The sequence below is a fragment of the Bradyrhizobium zhanjiangense genome (genome assembly GCF_004114935.1).
Lineage (GTDB): Bacteria > Pseudomonadota > Alphaproteobacteria > Rhizobiales > Xanthobacteraceae > Bradyrhizobium > Bradyrhizobium zhanjiangense.
On the sequence record NZ_CP022221.1, the window covers coordinates 6,187,270 to 6,204,533 of the forward strand.

General features: G+C 64.0%; 15 protein-coding genes. 2 read left to right on the plus strand and 13 right to left on the minus strand.

All coding sequences use genetic code 11. The features are described from left to right. Nucleotides 1-7 precede the first annotated feature (7 nt). From XH85_RS29795 to XH85_RS29855, 13 genes are all read right to left on the minus strand, one after another. A complete protein-coding gene (locus XH85_RS29795) occupies nucleotides 8-928 on the minus strand; it encodes an ABC transporter permease subunit (RefSeq protein ID WP_128934674.1) in 921 nt (306 codons plus the stop codon). A 4-nt stretch (nucleotides 929-932) separates the two neighbouring features. Beyond that, nucleotides 933-1,877 carry an ABC transporter permease subunit gene (locus XH85_RS29800; RefSeq protein ID WP_245473180.1) on the minus strand — a complete coding sequence of 315 codons (945 nt, stop codon included), beginning with the start codon at nucleotides 1,875-1,877 and terminating at the stop codon, nucleotides 933-935. Between the two features lie 92 nt (nucleotides 1,878-1,969). Continuing rightward, nucleotides 1,970-3,301 (minus strand): extracellular solute-binding protein, encoded by a 1,332-nt coding sequence (locus XH85_RS29805; protein WP_128934676.1) that lies wholly within the window; start codon nucleotides 3,299-3,301, stop codon nucleotides 1,970-1,972. Nucleotides 3,302-3,435: 134 nt separating this feature from the next. Continuing rightward, a complete protein-coding gene (locus XH85_RS29810; RefSeq protein WP_128934677.1) occupies nucleotides 3,436-4,944 on the minus strand; it encodes a glycerol-3-phosphate dehydrogenase in 1,509 nt (502 codons plus the stop codon). Then, nucleotides 4,941-5,693 (minus strand): class II aldolase/adducin family protein, encoded by a 753-nt coding sequence (locus tag XH85_RS29815; RefSeq protein ID WP_128934678.1) that lies wholly within the window; start codon nucleotides 5,691-5,693, stop codon nucleotides 4,941-4,943. Before XH85_RS29815 ends, XH85_RS29810 begins: the two co-directional genes overlap by 4 nt. Before the next feature lie 19 nt (nucleotides 5,694-5,712). Next, complete coding sequence (locus XH85_RS29820; protein ID WP_128934679.1) at nucleotides 5,713-6,753, minus strand: 2-hydroxyacid dehydrogenase; 1,041 nt, start codon at nucleotides 6,751-6,753, stop codon at nucleotides 5,713-5,715. After that, entirely contained in the window at nucleotides 6,746-8,326 is a 1,581-nt protein-coding gene (locus tag XH85_RS29825; protein ID WP_128934680.1) for an FGGY-family carbohydrate kinase, read from the minus strand. The genes XH85_RS29820 and XH85_RS29825 overlap by 8 nt, the downstream gene beginning before the upstream one ends. Nucleotides 8,327-8,328: 2 nt before the next feature. Next, nucleotides 8,329-9,444, minus strand: a complete 1,116-nt coding sequence (locus tag XH85_RS29830) for an ABC transporter ATP-binding protein (RefSeq protein ID WP_206734789.1) — start codon at nucleotides 9,442-9,444, stop codon at nucleotides 8,329-8,331. Nucleotides 9,445-9,460: 16 nt separating this feature from the next. After that, complete coding sequence (locus XH85_RS29835) at nucleotides 9,461-10,567, minus strand: ABC transporter ATP-binding protein (RefSeq protein ID WP_128934682.1); 1,107 nt, start codon at nucleotides 10,565-10,567, stop codon at nucleotides 9,461-9,463. A 4-nt stretch (nucleotides 10,568-10,571) separates the two neighbouring features. Then, nucleotides 10,572-11,429 carry a carbohydrate ABC transporter permease gene (locus XH85_RS29840; protein WP_091887484.1) on the minus strand — a complete coding sequence of 286 codons (858 nt, stop codon included), beginning with the start codon at nucleotides 11,427-11,429 and terminating at the stop codon, nucleotides 10,572-10,574. A 17-nt stretch (nucleotides 11,430-11,446) separates the two neighbouring features. After that, nucleotides 11,447-12,373: a carbohydrate ABC transporter permease gene (locus XH85_RS29845; RefSeq protein WP_206734794.1), complete on the minus strand. Its 927-nt coding sequence runs from the start codon at nucleotides 12,371-12,373 to the stop codon at nucleotides 11,447-11,449. A gap of 129 nt (nucleotides 12,374-12,502) precedes the next feature. After that, the gene (locus XH85_RS29850) at nucleotides 12,503-13,942 is read right to left on the minus strand and encodes an extracellular solute-binding protein (RefSeq protein ID WP_128934684.1); all 1,440 of its coding nucleotides are present in this window, start codon (nucleotides 13,940-13,942) and stop codon (nucleotides 12,503-12,505) included. Between the two features lie 23 nt (nucleotides 13,943-13,965). Beyond that, on the minus strand, nucleotides 13,966-14,964 hold the full coding sequence (locus XH85_RS29855; protein WP_128934685.1) for a sugar-binding transcriptional regulator: 999 nt from the start codon (nucleotides 14,962-14,964) through the stop codon (nucleotides 13,966-13,968). 167 nt (nucleotides 14,965-15,131) lie between these two features. Here XH85_RS29855 and XH85_RS29860 point away from each other — a divergent pair, with 167 nt between their 5' ends. Both XH85_RS29860 and XH85_RS29865 read left to right on the plus strand, forming a co-directional pair. Next, nucleotides 15,132-16,412, plus strand: a complete 1,281-nt coding sequence (locus tag XH85_RS29860) for an FGGY-family carbohydrate kinase (protein WP_128934686.1) — start codon at nucleotides 15,132-15,134, stop codon at nucleotides 16,410-16,412. Further along, on the plus strand, nucleotides 16,409-17,263 hold the full coding sequence (locus tag XH85_RS29865) for a TIGR01459 family HAD-type hydrolase (RefSeq protein ID WP_128934687.1): 855 nt from the start codon (nucleotides 16,409-16,411) through the stop codon (nucleotides 17,261-17,263). Before XH85_RS29860 ends, XH85_RS29865 begins: the two co-directional genes overlap by 4 nt. Nucleotide 17,264: the final 1 nt, after the last annotated feature.

The following is a 17,264-nucleotide window of genomic DNA, read 5'->3' on the forward strand; positions in this document are numbered from 1 at the left end:
TCGATCCCTACTTGCTGCTGTCGATAAGACCCTTGATGAACCAGCGCTGCAACAGCAGGACGACCAGCGCCGGCGGCAACATCGTGAGGAGCGCGCCGCTCATGGCGATGTTCCAGGCCGGCTCGCTGTCGGAGCGCGGAATCAGACCCTTCAATGCAATGACAGCCGTAGCCATGTCCTTGTCGGTCGTGAACAGCAACGGCCAGAGATACTGATTCCAGCCGAACAGGAACAGGATGATGGCGAGGGCCACCATGTTCGGCACCGACAGCGGCAGCAGGATGCTCCAGAAGAAGTGCAGCGGCGACGCACCGTCCAGCCTCGCCGCCTCGCACAGCTCGTCTGGCACCGTCAGGAAGAATTGCCGAAACAGGAACGTGGCCGTGGCTGAGGCGATCAGCGGCAGGATCAGCCCGGGATAGGTGTTGACCATGTTCCATTCGAGCGCGATCGCGATGTCGTGACCGCTGATCCAACCCCACAGATCCGCCAAATGCAGGGTGTCGACGAGCCATTGCAGAGGCAGCGCTGCATTGGCCACGGCTTCGAAGGTCGGCACGATCCGAACCTCGATTGGCAGCATCAGCGAGACGAAGATGAGCCAGAATGCCAGCATTCGGTAGCGGAATCGAAAGTAGGTGATCGCGAAGGCCGACAGCAGCGATACCGCGATCTTTCCGGCGGTAATGCCGAGCGCCACGACGATAGAGTTGGTGAAGGTGCGGCTGAAATTGCCCTTGCTCCACGCCAATTGCAGGTTGTCGAAGAACTGGCTGCCCGGAAGCCACGGCAGCGGCACCTTCTGCACCTCGGCGACCGTGAGCGAACCCGCCACGAATGCGAAATACAGCGGAATGCAGACCGTCAGCGCCCCGGCGATCAGGATCGCGTGACAGATCATGCTAAGGACCGGTGAGCGCTCGACCATACGGCTAGACTCCGTAATTGACCTTACGGTCGAAGTAGCGGAACTGCAGCAGCGTGCAGATCAGCGCGAAGCTCATCAAAAGAACAGATTGCGCGGCCGAAGAGCCGAGGTCGAGATTGACGAAGCCGTCAACGAAGACTTTGTAGACCAAGATGTTGGTTGCGCCGGCCGGACCGCCTTTGGTGACGGCATCGATGATGGCGAAGGTTTCGAAGAAGCCATAGATGAAGTTCATCACGGTGAGAAAGAAGATGGTAGGCCCGAGCATCGGCAGCGCGATCGAGACGAAGCGCCGGATCGGACCGGCGCCGTCCACCGCGGCGGCCTCCATGAGCGATACCGGCACCGCGAGCAGACCCACGACCAGGAAGATGTAGTCGTAGCAGATGTGCTTCCATGACGCTGCGAGTGTCACCAGGATCAGCGCGTCGGTCGGATTGAGGTTGGGATCCCAGGCAATGCCGAACCCGTGCAGCACCTGCGCGAGCGGGCCAACCGCCGGATTGAACAGGAAGGCCCACAGGATACCGGCGATCGCGGGCGCAATTGCATAGGGCAACAGAATGATCGTGCGATAGATCGAACGACCGCGCACGATCCTGTCAGTGGCAAAGGCGAGCACCAGCGCGCTCCCCAGCGTGAGCACGTTCTGCGCCACCGTGAACCAGAACGTCACCGCGATCGACTGGCGATACTCGCTACTCGCAAACAGCATCTTGAAATTGTCGAACCACACGAACTGGACGTTGGTTCCAAAGGGATCACTGAGCAGGACGGATTGCATCAGCGCCCGCAGCGACGGGATGAAGAAGAAGAAGAGCAAGATCAGCAATTGCGGCAGCAATAGCAACGTCGGCAGGCCGGGGCCATCGCCGAAATTGGCTCGCTTCAGTCCTGCCTCTTGCTCACGGCGCCGCGCCTTTACGGGTGCTCGGAATCCACCAGCCACCGCACCCGTCCCGACCTTGGACTGGCCGCCCCCGTGCCTTCTCTGAAGCACGGGTGCGCGCCCATCACGCCAAGGAATGGATAGTCGTAAAGTCATGGACGCTCGGTTTCCGGAGTCTTCCCGGCGTTGAGCTTCTCGAATTGACGCAAGATCTCGTTGCCCCGCTTGACAGCGTCATCCATCGCCTGCTGCGGCTGCTTCTGACCGGCAAAGACAGCCTCCACCTCCTGGCGCTGGGCCAGCATCGTCTGCACGAAATTGCCGAAGCGGAAGCCGCGCGAGTTCTCATTCGGCGTACCACGCGAGAGCTGTAGCACGGCAATTTCTCTGGTCGGGTGATCCTTGTAGTAGCCACGTTCCCGCGCAAGCGCATAGGCCCGGTTCGTGGCGGGAACGTAGCCGGTTGCGCCATGCCACCACACCTGGGTTTCCGGCTGGGCGACAAAGTTCAGAAAGGCCGCGACGGCTTCGTATCGCTCCGGCGTGTGGCCCTTCAGGACCCAGATGGCGCCGCCGCCGATGGTGCTGTTGAGGGGCGGATTGACATCGCTCTCGTGCGGCAGGAAGGTCGCGCTCCAGTTGATGGTCGCGTTGCGCTCGATATTACCATGCGATGCGGTCGAATTGACGAACGTCGAGCACCGTCCCGACGTGAACAAATGCTCTGGGCTGAAGCCCTGGCCCGCGATCTGCATCACGCCGTCGTCGAGCCACTTCTTCAAGCGCGCGACTTGCGAGACCACCTTGGTTTTGTTGTAGACGAACTCGGTCCCAAGCCCGTCAAAGCCGTTTGCGAGCGTGCCGTAAGGCTGGTTGTTGATGGCGCTGTAGTTCTCAAGCAGGCTCCAGTAGAAATCGCCGGGCAGCACCGTGCCGCATTCGCTAATGCCCTTGGACTTGATGGTGTAGAGCTGCTTCTCCAACTCCTGCCAGGTGTCAGCCGGCTTGTCGAAACCGGCCTTCTGGAAGTGATCCTTGTTGTACCAGAAGATCGGCGTCGATGAGTTGAACGGCATCGCCGACATCCGACCCTTGTAGCTCCAGAAGCTTGCCACAGGCTTGATGAAGTCCGAGAAGTCGATCTTGTAACCCTTCTGGTCCATCAAGTCCTGAACGGGTACTACGGCCCCAGAGAGCAGCATCGTCATGTAACCGCGCTCGGCGATCTGCACCATTTCCGGTGGCCGCTTGGCGCGATAGGCGGCGATCACCCCGTTCGTCACCTCATCATAATTGCCCTTAGCGACGGCGACGACGGTGTATTTGTCCTGCGATGTGTTGAACTTCTCGACAAGCTCATTGAGCCGGTCGGCCAGGACGCCGCTCATGGCGTGCCACCATTGCACCTCGACCCGCGCCTGTACCGGACCGGCCAATGCCAACGCGCCGAACAAGGCCGCAATGAATGCGACTTTCCTACCCATGGGCAGCCCTCCCTGGCCAGGCAGGACGCCCGGCTTTTACATTTGTATTCCTATCATGACATATGTGTCGAGATGATGAAAGAGGGTCGGCTCGCGTCGGGCAGCTTTCGCCCGGCATCGCGGGCACGGGCGAATTAGATAAAGCTCGCAAAGGCGTCCTGTTGCGCCGCCGTCAGATGCAAGCCATGTTTGGTACGCCGATCCAGAAAGTCCTGAGGCTCCCTGGCCCACTCGCTCTCGCGTAAAAACGTGGCCTCACGTTCGTAAAAGTCTCCACCGAAATGCCGACCGAGATCGGCCGAGACACGGGCCGAACCAAGCAGTTCGCGCGCCCGCGTGCCATACAGGCGCGCATAATGGTGGATCAGCTTGCGCGGAAGGTCGGAATATTCGCCTGCCAGCTGGACGATGAAGGCATCGAAGTCACCACCGATGTCGCCGCCGGGCAGCGGCCTTCCCGCCGTCCAGCCCGGCGACATCTTCGGAAACCATGCCTCAAGTCGCTGCAACACATGCTCCGCAAGCCGACGGTAGGTCGTGATCTTGCCACCGAAGATCGAGAGCAGCGGCGGCACGCCCTGCTCGCCGTGAACCTCGAAAACATAGTCGCGCGTCACCGCAGACGGGTTTTCTGCATTGTCGTCATAGAGCGGCCGGACACCGGAAAATGCATGGACGATCTCCTGCTCCGACGGGGGGACACGAAAGTAACGGCGCAACACGCCGAGCAGGTAGGCGATCTCGGTGTCGTCGATCGCGACGTCCTCGGCGCGGCCATCATAGGAGATGTCGGTCGTGCCGATCAGTGCGAGGTCTTTCTCGTAAGGATTGACGAAGATGACGCGACGGTCCTCGTTCTGGAGCAGATAGGCCTGCGCTCCGCTCCAGAATTTCGGCACCACGATATGGCTGCCCTTGACCAGCCGCACATTGTGCGACGAATTCAGCCCGACGACATCTTGCACAACGTCCTGGACCCACGGCCCCGCCGCGTTGACCAGCGCGCGCGCCCGGACGGTGTGCCTGCCGCCGTCATCCCCCTGCATCTCCAGCTGCCATGCGTCCCCTTCCCGGCGCGCACTTAGGGCGCGGGTCCGGGGCAGGATGATGGCGCCGTTGCGCGCGGCATCAACCAGATTGAGGATCACGAGCCGTGCGTCATCGACCCAGCAGTCCGAATATTCAAAGCCACGCCTGAATTTGGAGCGCAGCGGCGCGCCCTCCGGCGCATGCGCAAGATCGAGACCCCTGCTCGACGGCAGCCGCTTGCGGCCACCGAGATGGTCGTAGAGAAACAAGCCGGTGCGGATCAGCCAGGCCGGCCGCTGCTCCGGCGAGTGCGGCAGCACGAAGCGCATCGGCCAGATGATGTGCGGCGCGGACGCGAGCAGCACCTCGCGCTCGATCAAGGCTTCGCGCACCAAGCGAAATTCATAATATTCGAGATAGCGCAAACCGCCGTGAACGAGCTTGCCCGAGCGCGACGAGGTGCCTTCGGCGAAGTCACCCTTCTCGCATAGCAGGACCTTCAGGCCGCGGCCCGCCGCATCGCGCGCGATGCCGGCTCCGTTGATGCCACCGCCGATAATCGCGATGTCGACCAGCCCATGATCCCTGCCCGCGTGCGGCGCAGTCTGCGTCATCGCGTCCTGCTGCGCTTCTTCTCGATCCGTTGTCGCGCGGCCGCCCTTGCCGATGCGCCTGCCTTACCCGGCTTTGCCTTCGACGCCTTGGATGTAGGTTGCTGGAGGCCATAGGTTGAGAAGCCCTTCGCCGTGTCGGCGATCTCCGCTTCGCTGAGAATGTGAGGCGATCCCAATGCCAGCGACAGGTAATATTGACGCGCGATGGTCTCGAGCTCGACCGCCAGCCACATCGCCTTGTCGAGGTTGGCGCCGACCGCGATCATGCCATGATTGGCCAGCAGGCAGCCGTTGCGGCCTTCGAGCGCGGCGAGCGCCAGCTCGGATAGTTCCGCCGTGCCGTAGCGCGCGTAGCCGGCGCAGCGGATGTCATTGCCTCCGAACGCGGCCATCATGTAGTGGCAGGCGGGGATCGGCTTGCGCGCGATCGCAAGCACCGTGGCGTAGGTGGAATGGGTATGAACGACGCTGCCGACGTCGGGACGGCCACGCATGATGTCGAGATGAAAGCGCCATTCGGTCGACGGCTGCAACGGCCCATCCCAGGAGCCGTAGTCACTTTCAAGCGGCATCGAGGCGATCATCTCCGGCTTCATCGCGTCATAGGGCGTCGCCGACGGCGTGATCAGCATCCGATCCTTGTAGCGGGCGGAGATGTTGCCTGACGTCCCCTGATTGAGCCCTGAAGCGTTCATCCATCGGCACTTGGCGATGATCGCCTCGCGCAACTGTCGCTCCTCACGGGTCATGGCAAGATACCTTTCGTCTTCAGCACGGATTGAGTGGCGGCTCGCCGGCGAGATAGCGGCGAACCTCTTCGGCTGCCTGATCGGCGGCAATGGTGACGGTGCGCAACGAGGCCCCCGCAATGTGGGGCGTGAGCGTGACGTTGGGCAGCTGCAGGAGCGGCCAGTCGGCCGGCACCGGCTCCACGGCAAAGGTGTCGAGCATGGCCCCGCCGAGCCGTCCGGCGGAGAGCGCCTCGTAAAGCGCCGTGTAGTCGACCAGTGGCCCCCGCGCCGTATTGATGAGGATGGCGCCCGGCTTGACCTGCGCGAACGCCGCGCGATCGATGAAGCCGGTAGTCTCGGCGGTCACCCGCGCATGCAGGCTGATCACGTCGGCGCGCGCCAAGAGCTCGCTCAAGCCGACGTGCTCGACGCCGTTATTGCGATCCTGCGCGCTGAGCTGGACGTATGGGTCCGTCACCAGGATCCTGCACCCGAATGCCTTGAGCAGTTTCACCACGCGGGTGCCAATCGCGCCATAGCCGACGATGCCGACGGTCATCTCGCCGAGCTCGCGCCCGGTGCGATCGGCGCGGTAGAGATCGCCGCGCCATTCGCCGCCGCGTAAGGATTCGTGCCCACTGCGGATCAGGCGCGTTTCGGCGAGAATGGCGCCGATGGTGAACTCGGCCACCGCACTGGCATTGCGGCCGGGCGTGTTGACCACGAGCACCTTGTGATCGCGCGCTGCCTGCATGTCGATGTTGACCGGGCCGCCGCGCGACACCGCAATGAACTTAAGCTTCGGCAGCCGCTGCAGCATCGACCGCGAGATCGGCGCGAGATGCGTGACCAGCAGCGCGGCATCGCCGATGAACTCCGCGACCTCATCCGGGTCGCCCATGAACTCCTTCAATCCGTCGAGCTTGGAGCCGGCATAGCCGTGCTCCATCGGCTCGTCCGGCCAGGGTTGCTCCAGGACGCGGATGTCGATGCCATTGCCGCAAGCCGCCGTGATCCGTTCGGCAAAGACGCTCGGCAGCATGAAGCGGTCACCGACGATGGCAATGGTCTTAGGCATGACCGGCTCCCGCACGCACGGCCGCGAGTTGCTTCCAGACCGGCCGCGCCGCGAGCCTGGCCTCGAGATAGGCCGGAAACAACCGCGCATAGCGCGACACCAAGGCCGCATCCGGCGTTTGCGGAGCAGCGAGATACGGCCGCACCCACACATCCGTACAGGCCGTCATGTCCGGATAGAGGCCGGTCGCCACTGCCGCGATCATGGCGGCGCCCGCAGCTCCCGCTTCGCCGCGACTACAGACACGAACGTTGCATTCCAGCGCAGCACCGAGGATCGCGCCGAGCGCCCGGCTTCGCGCCGCGCCACCGGTGATGCGCACGTCCCGCGGCAGCGCGCCCATCGCGGCGTAGCAATCACGGGCGGCGAAGGCGAGCCCTTCCATGACCGCGCGCATCAGATCCCAATAGCCGTGGCGTGTGCGCAAGCCCAGGAATTGCGCACAGGCTTCATGGGCGACGAATGGGCCGCGCTCGCCGGCATCGGAAATGAAGGGATGGAATAGGAGCTCGCCGGGCCGCGCCTCGAGCACGTGATCGTCGAGTCGACGGATCAGGTCGGCGCGCGAACGCGTAATGCCCTCGGCGGCGAGCAGGTCGCGCGCGAGGTCGAGGAGCCAGTCGATGTTCAGCGTCGCCGCCATGTTCGATTGCATCTGGGCATAGTGACCGGGGACCGGAAACGGCATGGTGTAGCCGGTCGCCTCGGCGTTGAGGACCACCGCATTGGCGCTTGGCGCCAGCCGCATATGCATGCCGGTCGAGCCGATGATGGTGCAGCCGACATCCGGCGCCGGATCGTAGAGCCCGGCCCCCAGCGCATTGCAGATGACATCGACATAGCCGAGCGAGACCGGAACGCCCTGCGGCAGTCCGATCTCGAGCGCTGCGCCGGCATTCAGCGGATGCGTGGTCACGACGCCGTCGACGACGTCCGGAAACAGGGCCATGCAATCGGCGATTCCGATCAGGCGCGCCGTTTCCGCGTCAAAGCGGCGCTTGCGGAAATCGCCGCAGGAGAAGGTCGCCTCCGACGGATCGGTTGCACGCTCGCCGGTGAGCAGGAAATAGAGCCAGTCCTTGCAATGAAAGGCCGTGCGGGCGCGCGACAGGCTGTCGGGCGCATGCGCCTGCAACCAGGCCAGTTGCGGCCCCTGCTGGCAGGCGTTCAGCCCCGAGCCGGTCCGCCAATAGAGCGCCGCATTGCGCTCGCTGGCGCGGATGTCCCCGACGAGACTGGCAGCGCGCGAGTCGAGCCAGAGCAGCGCCGGCGCGACGGGCCGTCCATCATCGTCGATCAGCCAGGTGCCATCGCCCTGCCCTGTCACCGCGATGGCGGCGAGCCGCGAGGCAAGATCGGGTATCGCCGCTCCCAGGCCGCGCAGTGCGGCGACGGTATCGTTCCAGGTCCGCGTCATGTCCTGCTCGACATGTCCGCCGGCCGACGTCGTGTAGCTGTTCGGAAGCGCGTATTCGCCGAGCTGCCGGCCATCGCGCGTGAACGCGACCGTCTTGATCAAGGAAGTGCCGGCATCAATGCCGATGATGACGTCGCGACCCAGCCCGGTGCTCATGATCAAGCTGCCTCCGCGTGGCGAATGCAGCTGCCGTCGGCGCCGAACACATGAAGGTGCCGCGTCTCCAGCGCGAAGGGAATAATGTCCCCGGGTCGCGCGGCGATCTTGTTCGGCGTCACCGCGATGAGGAGACGGCCCTCGCGTTCACCTGCGACATGCGACTGGTCGCCGAGCCACTGGTTGGAGACGACGCGCACGCGTACATCCCCGTTCCCGACGGAAATCTTCTGCGGCCTGATGCCGATCCGGACGCGCGGGCTCTGCTCGAGCGCGCGGCGCGCGGCCGGGTCGAGCGTCTGCCCGTCGAGCTGGAACGCGACATCCGGGCCGATCGAGAGACGGAAGCCGCCGTCGGCGCGGGCGACTTCGGTCTCTAGCAGGTTCATCGGTGGCTCGCCGATGAAGCTCGCAACGAACAGGTTCGCGGGATGATCCTTCAACTCCCGTTCGCTTGCGAACTGCTGAAGCACACCGTCTTCCATGACCGCGATTCGGTCGGCGAGCGCGCTGGCCTCGGTCTGGTCATGGGTGACGAATATCGCCGTCATCCCGCGCTCGGCAAGCAGCCCCTTGATCCGGCCGCGCAGCACCGCGCGGAGCTGCGGCTCGAGCTGGCCCATCGGCTCGTCCAGCAGATACAGATCGGCATCGCGCACCAAGGCGCGCGCCAGCGAGACCCGTTGCTGCTGCCCTCCGGAGATCGAGCGCGGATAGCTGTCGAGAATGTCCTCGATTTCCACCAGCCGCGCGATCGCATCGACGCGGCGGGAGACCTCGCCATGCGAGAGCTGCTGCGCCTTCAAGGCGAAGGCGATGTTTTCGCGAACCGTGAGCGGCGGGTAGAGCGAATAGCCTTCAAAGGCCATCGCCACCTTGCGCCTCGCAGGCGGCAATCCGTCGATCCGGCGCTGGCCGAGCGTGATCGTCCCCGAGGTGACGCTCTCGAAGCCCGCGATCATCCGCAGGGTCGAGGTCTTGCCGCAGCCCGACGACCCCAACAGAGCGACGATCTCCCCCTTGTCGACCTCCATATCCAGCGCGCGCACGGCGTGAACCGGGGGCTTGCCGCGGCTCTGGTAGACCTTGTCGACCTTCCTGATCTCCAGCACGCCCATCCTCACAGCGCTCCCATCATGCCGCCTGCCGCCGAGGCGACAGGTCCAAACGCAGGCCTGTCGTGCGGTCAAACAAGAGAGCCGCCTCGGGCGCGAAGCGAACGAAGACGCCATCCTCCGCACTTGCCATGGCGGAGTCCTGTGGCAGGGCGGCCAGCCATTCGGTCCCGTCGGAGAAGCGCAGAAGCAGCACGGCTTTTTCGTGCATCGGTGTGATGGCGACGATGCGCGCCGGAATGGCATTTTCGCTTGGTTGGCGGGTGATGACGAGATCATCTGGGCGCACGCCAAGCCAGCACCGACCATGATCGACGGCCGCACGGTCGGCGGCATCGAGGCGAACGAACGTCCCCGCCACCACCGCACCGAGACCGCCCTGCCCTGCGGCCGGCTCGACCTCTGCCAGATTGATGCTGGGATCGCCGAACAGGCGCGCGACGGCAACGGATGCCGGCCTGACATAGATCTCCTCGGGACGCGCGACCTGCACCAGATGCCCGTCGACCAGGACCGCGATCCGGTCGGCGATCGCCATCGCCTCCCGATAGTCCTGGGTGACATAGAGCACCGCAGCCGAGCTCCGCCGGAGCAAGCTCGGCAGTTCGAGCCGCATCTCGTAGCGGAGTTTAGCATCGACGTTGCGCAAGGGATCATCGAGCAGCAGCACATCGGGATTGCCGATCAGCGCGCGGGCAAGCGCGGTGCGTTGCTTCTGCCCGTTCGACAATTCGCGGGGCATATGGCCAAGCACATGCTCGATCTTCAGAAGCCGGCTGATCGATTTGACCCGGCTCGCGACTTCGGCCGCGCCCGCCCTGGCACGCAAGCCGCTTGCGATATTGGCCTGCGCACTCATGTGAGGAAACAGGGCGAAGTTCTGGAACGCCATGCCGATCCCGCGGTGCTCGGGCGGCGCCCCCACGATCGATTGACCGCCGACCAGAATGTCGCCTTCGTCCGGTTCGAACATGCCGGCGATCATGCGCAAGAGCACGGTCTTGCCGCTTCCGGACGGGCCGAACACAGCGACGATCTCGCCGGGCTCGACGGCCAGCGAAACATCCTCGGCGCAGCGGACCGGGCCGAATGACTTGCCGACAGCGTTGAGCTCAAGACGCGCCATGGCCTCAGCCTTTCACCGCACCGAGCGACAAGCCTTCCACAAGATAGCGCTGCGCATAGAGCGCGAGCAGCAGGGTCGGCGTGACGGAGAGCACGATCGCCGCTGCGATCTGGCCGTACTGAATGCCTGAGGCGGTGACGAAAGCCAGCGCACCAACAGTCACTGGCTGCTTGTCGGCCGAGGCCAGGATCAGCGCGAACACGAAATTGTTCCAGCAGAAGATGAAGGAGAGCAGACCGGCCGCCGCGATGCCGGGCCCGGCTAGCGGCACCGCGATCCGCGTGAACGCCTCGCGCCAGGTATGACCGGCAAGACGATAGGCGTGCTCGATGTCCGGACTAATGTCCTCGAAATAGCCGCGCACGATCCACAGGATCAGCGGCAGCGCGATGAGCTGGTAAACCCAGACGATGCCGAAATACGTGTCGTTGAGCCCGAGCTGCTGGTAGTAGAGCGACAGCGGCAGCAGCACCAGCAGCGGCGGGGCGAAGCGAAACGACAACAGCGTGAATGCGATGGTTTCGCCGAGCCGAAACTTGAACCGCGCAAAGGCGTAGGCCGCGGGCACGCCAAGCAGCAAGGCAAGGACCACGGCTGCGCTCGACAGCGCGAAACTGTTCACAAGGTTGCGCATGAACGATATTTCGAGATTGCCGGCGGCGGTCCGGAGCTGTCCTGAAATCAGCGCCTGGTAATTGGCGAGCGTCGGCTCGAAGAGGATGCGCGGCGGAATCCGCAGGATCTGCTCATTGGTCTGGAACGACATCAGGAAGATCCAGACGATCGGAAACATGAAGAAGACGAGCACAAGCGCGAGCGCGACGCCGCGGAAGATACGACCTGCGAGACTGGAATGATCCATCGCCGTCTTCCCGTCCCTCACGCGTGGCCGTGGGCGCGGGCCCGCAGCCGCAGCCAGTTCTTGATGAAGATGTTCGAGAGGATATTGGTGATCAGCCACAGGATCATCAGCAACGCCGCCGAACGTCCGACATTGGTATATTGGAAGAATTCGAGATAGGCCTGGACCTGGAACACCATCAGCCGATCGCCGGGGCCGCCTTGCGTCATCGCGTAGACGATGTCGAACTGCTGGATCGAATCCAGCAGGCGAAACAGCGAGGCGGTGATGATGTAGGGCGCAAGCATCGGCAGTGTGATGCGGAAGAAGACAAAGCTTGCCGGGACACCATCGAGCGCCGCTGCCTCGAACGGCTGGCGCGGCAACGAGCGCAAGCCCGCCAGGAGCAGGATCATGATGAAGGGCGTATAGACCCAGACATCCACCAGCACCACCGTGAACAATGCAGTCGAGGGATCGGATGCCCATTTGAAATCATGCACGCCGAACAGGCTCACGAGATAGGATAGGATGCCGAAGCTCGGGTTGGTCATCAGCTTCCACATCAGCGCGGCGATCGCGGGCGCCGTCATCAGCGGCAACAGCAGGACGATCGACACTGCGTTATGGAAGCGTGTGGGACGCCGCAGCAGCAAGGCGATGCCGAGGCCGAGCAGCAGTTCGAGCACCACCGTCAGTGCGGTATAGATGAGCGAGATGCGAAGCGTATTCCAGAAGGCGGGATCGGAGAGAAAATCGATGTAATTGTCGATCCCAATGAAGCCGCGCAGATATGGCAGGTTCAGCCGGTAGCGCTGGAGCGAATAAACTGCCGCCGTCACGAAGGGAACGAGGATGGCGATGCAGACGAGCAGAGCCGGCAGGCTCAGCACATAGGGCAGCATCCGCCCGCGCAGCCTCGTGGCGCGGCGCGGTAGCACATTCGTCTGGGACAATTGGACCATGCTCATGACGATACCGGATCACGCATTGGCTTCAACACCGCCGGCCCGGATCGGATAGGCGTTCCGAACCGGCGGGTTGGCGTGGCGCGGAGGAATCGGGCACCACGCGAGGCGTCGATGGCGGCAAAGTCAGCCAAGACCTGCCTGCTTGAGCTGACGATTGATGCTGTCGGCTAGCTTGTCGAGCCCCTCGTCTACGCTGACCTCCTTCGCCACCATCTTCTGGAGCGAGGCGGCCCATTCCGTCGTCAGGTCGAAGAACAACGGCTGGGCCGTGAAGTAGATCTTGGCGCCCGGCGAAGACAGATCATGCTGCTCGAGATAGCCCGGATAGGACTTCGCGATGCGGTCACGGAATTCGCTGTCTTTCCACACCGACGCGCGCACCGGATTGACGAAATCCATCTTGCGGGCTCCGAACAGATCGTGCTCGGTCGAGGCTGCCCATTGCATGAACAGCCAGGCCGCGTCCTTCTGCTTGGAGAAGCTAGAGAGCGCGAGCGACCAGATCCAGACGTTCGGCGTCGGCGCCTTGGCGGCCGGATTTGCCGCGAATGGCGCGTAGCCGAGATGACCCCTCTCCTTGTTCTCGCCGCCGTTCATAAAGTAGCCGAGAATGTCGGCATCGAAGATCATGCCGGAGGCGCCGGCGCCAAGGTCCGTGCCGACCTGGTACCAGGTGTAGGTCGACCAGTTCTTCGGGCCCGACGTCTGGATCATCTTGACCCATTTCTCGTGGAACTCCTTGGAGGCCTTGGTGTTCATGGCGGCCTTCAGCTTGCCGCCTTCCATCACGAAATCCTTCTGGCCGAAATTCGAGTAGGCGGACAGGAATCCGGGATGGATCGTGGCCCAGGAGCGTGAGCCGCGGACGCCGACGCCATAAGGCCCGCCTGCATCCTTGGTGATCTTGGCGGCGACATCGAGCATCTCGTCGAGATTCTTCGGCGGCTTGACACCAACCTTGTCGAAGATGTTGCGGTTGTAGGTGATATTGTTGAGCTCATAACCCCAGGGAATGCACCATTGCTTGGCCTTGCCCGAGCCGAGCTCGGAGCCGGCAACGCCGTCCCACGCCGTCGAGGAACGAAGGCCGGGGAGCACGTCGTCCCAGGCAAAGGCCGGGTTAGTCTTTGCGGGGTCCTTGATATAGGCGTTGAGATCCTCGATCCAGCCGGCCGGACCGTAGGTCCAGGTCATGTAGGCACCGGTCATGAAGGCGTCGTACTGGTCCGATTTCGAGGACAGCGCCGCGGTGACCTTGTCGAAATAGACATCCTCCGGGAAGATATCGTAGGCGACGTTCATCCCCGTAAGCGACTTGAAGGCTTCGATATCGCCAATCATCGCATCGACGTAGGGGTGCTTGTTCAACAGCAGCTTGACGGTCTTGCCGCTATAGGCCTTCCAGTTGAAGTCCGCCGCCATGGCCCGCGACATCGCGGCGACGTAGGCGGAGTTGGCGGCAACGCCGGCGATGCCGAGCTTTGCGGCACCATCCAGCAGATCACGCCGGCTGATGCGCTTGGCGGCGTAGGAATCGAATAGATTCTTCTCGCGATCGTGCATGAGTAACCTCCCGTTATGAGCGTTTACTTTCCCTTCCGACCTTTATTCCTGGTCTTGGTAGTCTTGCCGGATGTTGCCTCCGGCTTTTCCGTCGCGAGGGCCTGAGCGGTTGCCTCGTCGATGATGAGACCGTGCAGGAGACGGCTGCGCAGCACCGCGCGCAGAGCCGTGACCTTGGCCAGCCCGCCGCCGATGGCGACGATGCGATGCTTCCTGAGGTCTGCCGCTTCCATCGAAGTTGCGCGCGCCGACAGGTCGATGTCGAGCACTTCGCCATCGGCGTTGAAAAAATGCCCAAGCAGGTCGGCGCAAGCGCCGGCACGCTTCAATTCGACGACCTCGTCCGGCCTGATCATGCCGCTCGAAACCAGGAAGCCTTCGGCATGGATTTGTCCGATGCCGACGAACAGGAGCGAGGCCTTGCGCGCGAGCGCGAACACGTCGGCGATGCCATATTGCTTCATCAACACGGCACGATCGGCGACCGAATTGGCGAACACCGGCACCGGCAGAAGATAAGCCTCCGCCCCGGTGCGCTCCGCCAGCCGATGAATGACGTCGAACGGATTTGCGGCGAATTTCCGCGTCAATCCGCCGAGCAAAGAGACGAATTGCACGTCCCGCGCCGGCGTCTGCGGCAACTGCTCGACGACCGCGGCGAGCGTGCGGCCGTGACCGACGCCGATGATCTTGTCCTCGCCGCGCTCCAGGACCTGCCGCAGGAAGCTCGCGCCTTCGAGCGCCAGCGCCTTCAGCGGCAGGTCGCCCTCGCCGAGATCCGGCGCGACGCGGCAGAAAGAAAGGCCGTAGCGCTCGGCCAATGTGTTCTCCAGCGCGACGCATTCGGCCACGGGCCCCTCGACGAAGACGCGGATCATGCCCTCGCGGCTCGCGCGCGCGATCAGCCGGTGCGCCTTTGTGCTCTGGATGTTGAGGCGATCGGCGACCTCGGACTGGGTCAGCCCGGCGGCGAAATAGAGCCACGCCGCCCGCGTTGCGAGCGACGCCTCACCGTCAACCATCGGCAGTCTGTCGGAAGGTATCGCCACGCCGGAAAAGCCCGCTTGCAATTTTCTTCACGTCTTGCAAAAAATTGCAGAGGCGGATTGGAACGTCAATCCCCCAAACGTGCTGCGGTGCAATCGTGTCGCGCTATCAGCAATGGTTGCCATCACACTGTGGAGGTCGAATGGCAGGCGTGTTCCTCGGCATCGACGTCGGAACCGGCGGCGTTCGCGCCTGCGCCGTCGATGCGCGCGGCGCCAAGCTCGGAATGGAATCGGCGCCCCTTCCCCCGCCACGACAGAACGGCAACGCGATCGATCAGGATCCGGAACTCTGGTGGGATGCGACGGCTGTCGCGATCCGCAAGCTCGGCCGCATGATCGATCTCCAGACCGTCGAGCGCGTCAGCGTCGACGGCACGTCAGGCACGCTGCTGATGATCGACGCCGCGGGTCGGCCCTGCACGCCGGGGCTGATGTACAACGATGCGCGCGCGGCAGCGGAGGCCGCCCGCATTGCGGCCGTTGCCTCCGCGGACAGCGGTGCGCACGGCGCGAGCAGCGCGTTGGCGAAGCTGCTGTATCTGTCGGATCGCGCGGAAGCGGGCCGGGCGCGTTTTGCGGTGCATCAGGCCGATTGGATCGCAGGGCGGCTCGCCGGACGTCACGGCATCAGCGATGAGAACAACGTCCTGAAGCTCGGCTACGATCCCGTGACACGCACCTGGCCGGCCTGGCTCGACGAGCTCGGCGTATCCCGCGAGCTGCTGCCCAACGTCCTGGTGCCCGGAACTCCCTTTGCGGATATCGATCCCGAAATCGCAGCCACGCTGGGCCTGTCACCGGCAGTGCGCATCGCGGCCGGCACCACCGATGGTGTCGCCGCTTTCATTGCGACCCGCGCCGATACACCCGGCGATGCCGTCACTTCGCTCGGAACGACGCTGGTCGTGAAGCTGCTGGCGACACGACCGATCTTCGCCGCCAATCAGGGCGTCTACTCGCACCGGCTTGGCGAGCGCTGGCTCGCAGGCGGCGCCTCCAATTCCGGCGGCGGAGCGCTGCTCGCGCATTTCACCGCCGCCGATATGGACCGATTGACACCGCAATTGCAGCCGGAGACGCCGACCGGGCTCGACTACTACCCACTGCCCAAGCCCGGCGAGCGCTTTCCAATCGCCGATCCAGCGTTGCCGGCAAGGGTCGCACCGCGCCCAGCGGACGACCACCGCTTCTTCCAGGCGCTGCTCGAAGGCATCGCGGGGATCGAAGCGCTCGCCTATCGGCGTCTGGCCGAGCTCGGAGCGCCAAAGCTGCGACGCGTCATTAGCATCGGCGGCGGGGCGAAGAACGCGGCCTGGACCGAGATCAGACGCCGCGCTCTTGGCGTTCCCGTGAGCGTTGCCGAAGAGACGGAGGCAAGTTACGGCGCGGCGCTACTGGCACTGCGAGGCGGCCCGCCATGATCGCCGATCTCGTCGACATCGAAGGTCTCGGCACGATCGCTGACCGCTTCGATCACGTGCTGCTCGATCAATGGGGCACGCTGCACGAAGGCCAGGCCGTCTTTCCCCTAGCGCGCGACTGCGTTGTGCGGGTGCGCCAGGCCGGCAAGCGCGTCCTTGTGCTGTCGAACTCCGGCAAGCGCGCGAGCAGCAACGCCGCACGGCTTGCCTCGCTCGGCCTTCCAGCGGACGCCTATGACGGCATCCTGACGTCCGGTGAGGTCACCTGGCACGGTCTGAAGGCGCGTGTGCAGCAGCCCTTCATCGCGTTCGGCCGCACTTGCCTCCTGATCGCTCGCGGCGGCGATCATGCGATCGTCGATGGGCTCGACCTCAATCTCGTCGCAGACGTTGGCAAGGCCGACTTCATTCTGCTCGCAGGTCTCGACGACGCCGTCGCCGAGCCCGAGCACTGGCGCGCATGCCTGACTGAAGCCGCTGCACGCGGCTTGCCGATGCTGTGCGCCAATCCCGACCTCGCAATGTTCGGCGCCACTGGATTGATCCCCGCCCCCGGCGCATTGGCCCGCTTCTACGAGACGCTGGGCGGCCGTGTGACCTATGTCGGCAAGCCGCACGCGCCGATCTTTGCGGCAGCGCTCGAACGGTTGGGCCAACCGAATCCGGCGCGCGTGCTGATGATCGGTGACAGCCTTGAACACGATGTCGCCGGCGCCCGCCGCGCCGGCATGCTGACACTGCTGCTCAGGTCCGGCGTGCACCGCGATCAGACGCCGGGTGAATTGGTACGACAACCGCCCGGAGCGGATGCGCGGATGCCGCACTGGACGATGGACCATCTGGCCTGGTGAG

Coding starts and splice junctions, on each gene's coding strand:
- XH85_RS29805 (WP_128934676.1), bottom strand. CDS start 3,301: ATGGGTAGGAAAGTCGCATTCATTGCGGCCTTGTTCGGCGCGTTGGCA.
- XH85_RS29795 (WP_128934674.1), bottom strand. CDS start 928: ATGGTCGAGCGCTCACCGGTCCTTAGCATGATCTGTCACGCGATCCTG.
- XH85_RS29860 (WP_128934686.1), top strand. CDS start 15,132: ATGGCAGGCGTGTTCCTCGGCATCGACGTCGGAACCGGCGGCGTTCGC.
- XH85_RS29835 (WP_128934682.1), bottom strand. CDS start 10,567: ATGGCGCGTCTTGAGCTCAACGCTGTCGGCAAGTCATTCGGCCCGGTC.
- XH85_RS29865 (WP_128934687.1), top strand. CDS start 16,409: ATGATCGCCGATCTCGTCGACATCGAAGGTCTCGGCACGATCGCTGAC.
- XH85_RS29830 (WP_206734789.1), bottom strand. CDS start 9,444: ATGGGCGTGCTGGAGATCAGGAAGGTCGACAAGGTCTACCAGAGCCGC.
- XH85_RS29825 (WP_128934680.1), bottom strand. CDS start 8,326: ATGAGCACCGGGCTGGGTCGCGACGTCATCATCGGCATTGATGCCGGC.
- XH85_RS29810 (WP_128934677.1), bottom strand. CDS start 4,944: ATGACGCAGACTGCGCCGCACGCGGGCAGGGATCATGGGCTGGTCGAC.
- XH85_RS29820 (WP_128934679.1), bottom strand. CDS start 6,753: ATGCCTAAGACCATTGCCATCGTCGGTGACCGCTTCATGCTGCCGAGC.
- XH85_RS29840 (WP_091887484.1), bottom strand. CDS start 11,429: ATGGATCATTCCAGTCTCGCAGGTCGTATCTTCCGCGGCGTCGCGCTC.
- XH85_RS29815 (WP_128934678.1), bottom strand. CDS start 5,693: ATGACCCGTGAGGAGCGACAGTTGCGCGAGGCGATCATCGCCAAGTGC.
- XH85_RS29850 (WP_128934684.1), bottom strand. CDS start 13,942: ATGCACGATCGCGAGAAGAATCTATTCGATTCCTACGCCGCCAAGCGC.
- XH85_RS29845 (WP_206734794.1), bottom strand. CDS start 12,373: ATGGTCCAATTGTCCCAGACGAATGTGCTACCGCGCCGCGCCACGAGG.
- XH85_RS29855 (WP_128934685.1), bottom strand. CDS start 14,964: ATGGTTGACGGTGAGGCGTCGCTCGCAACGCGGGCGGCGTGGCTCTAT.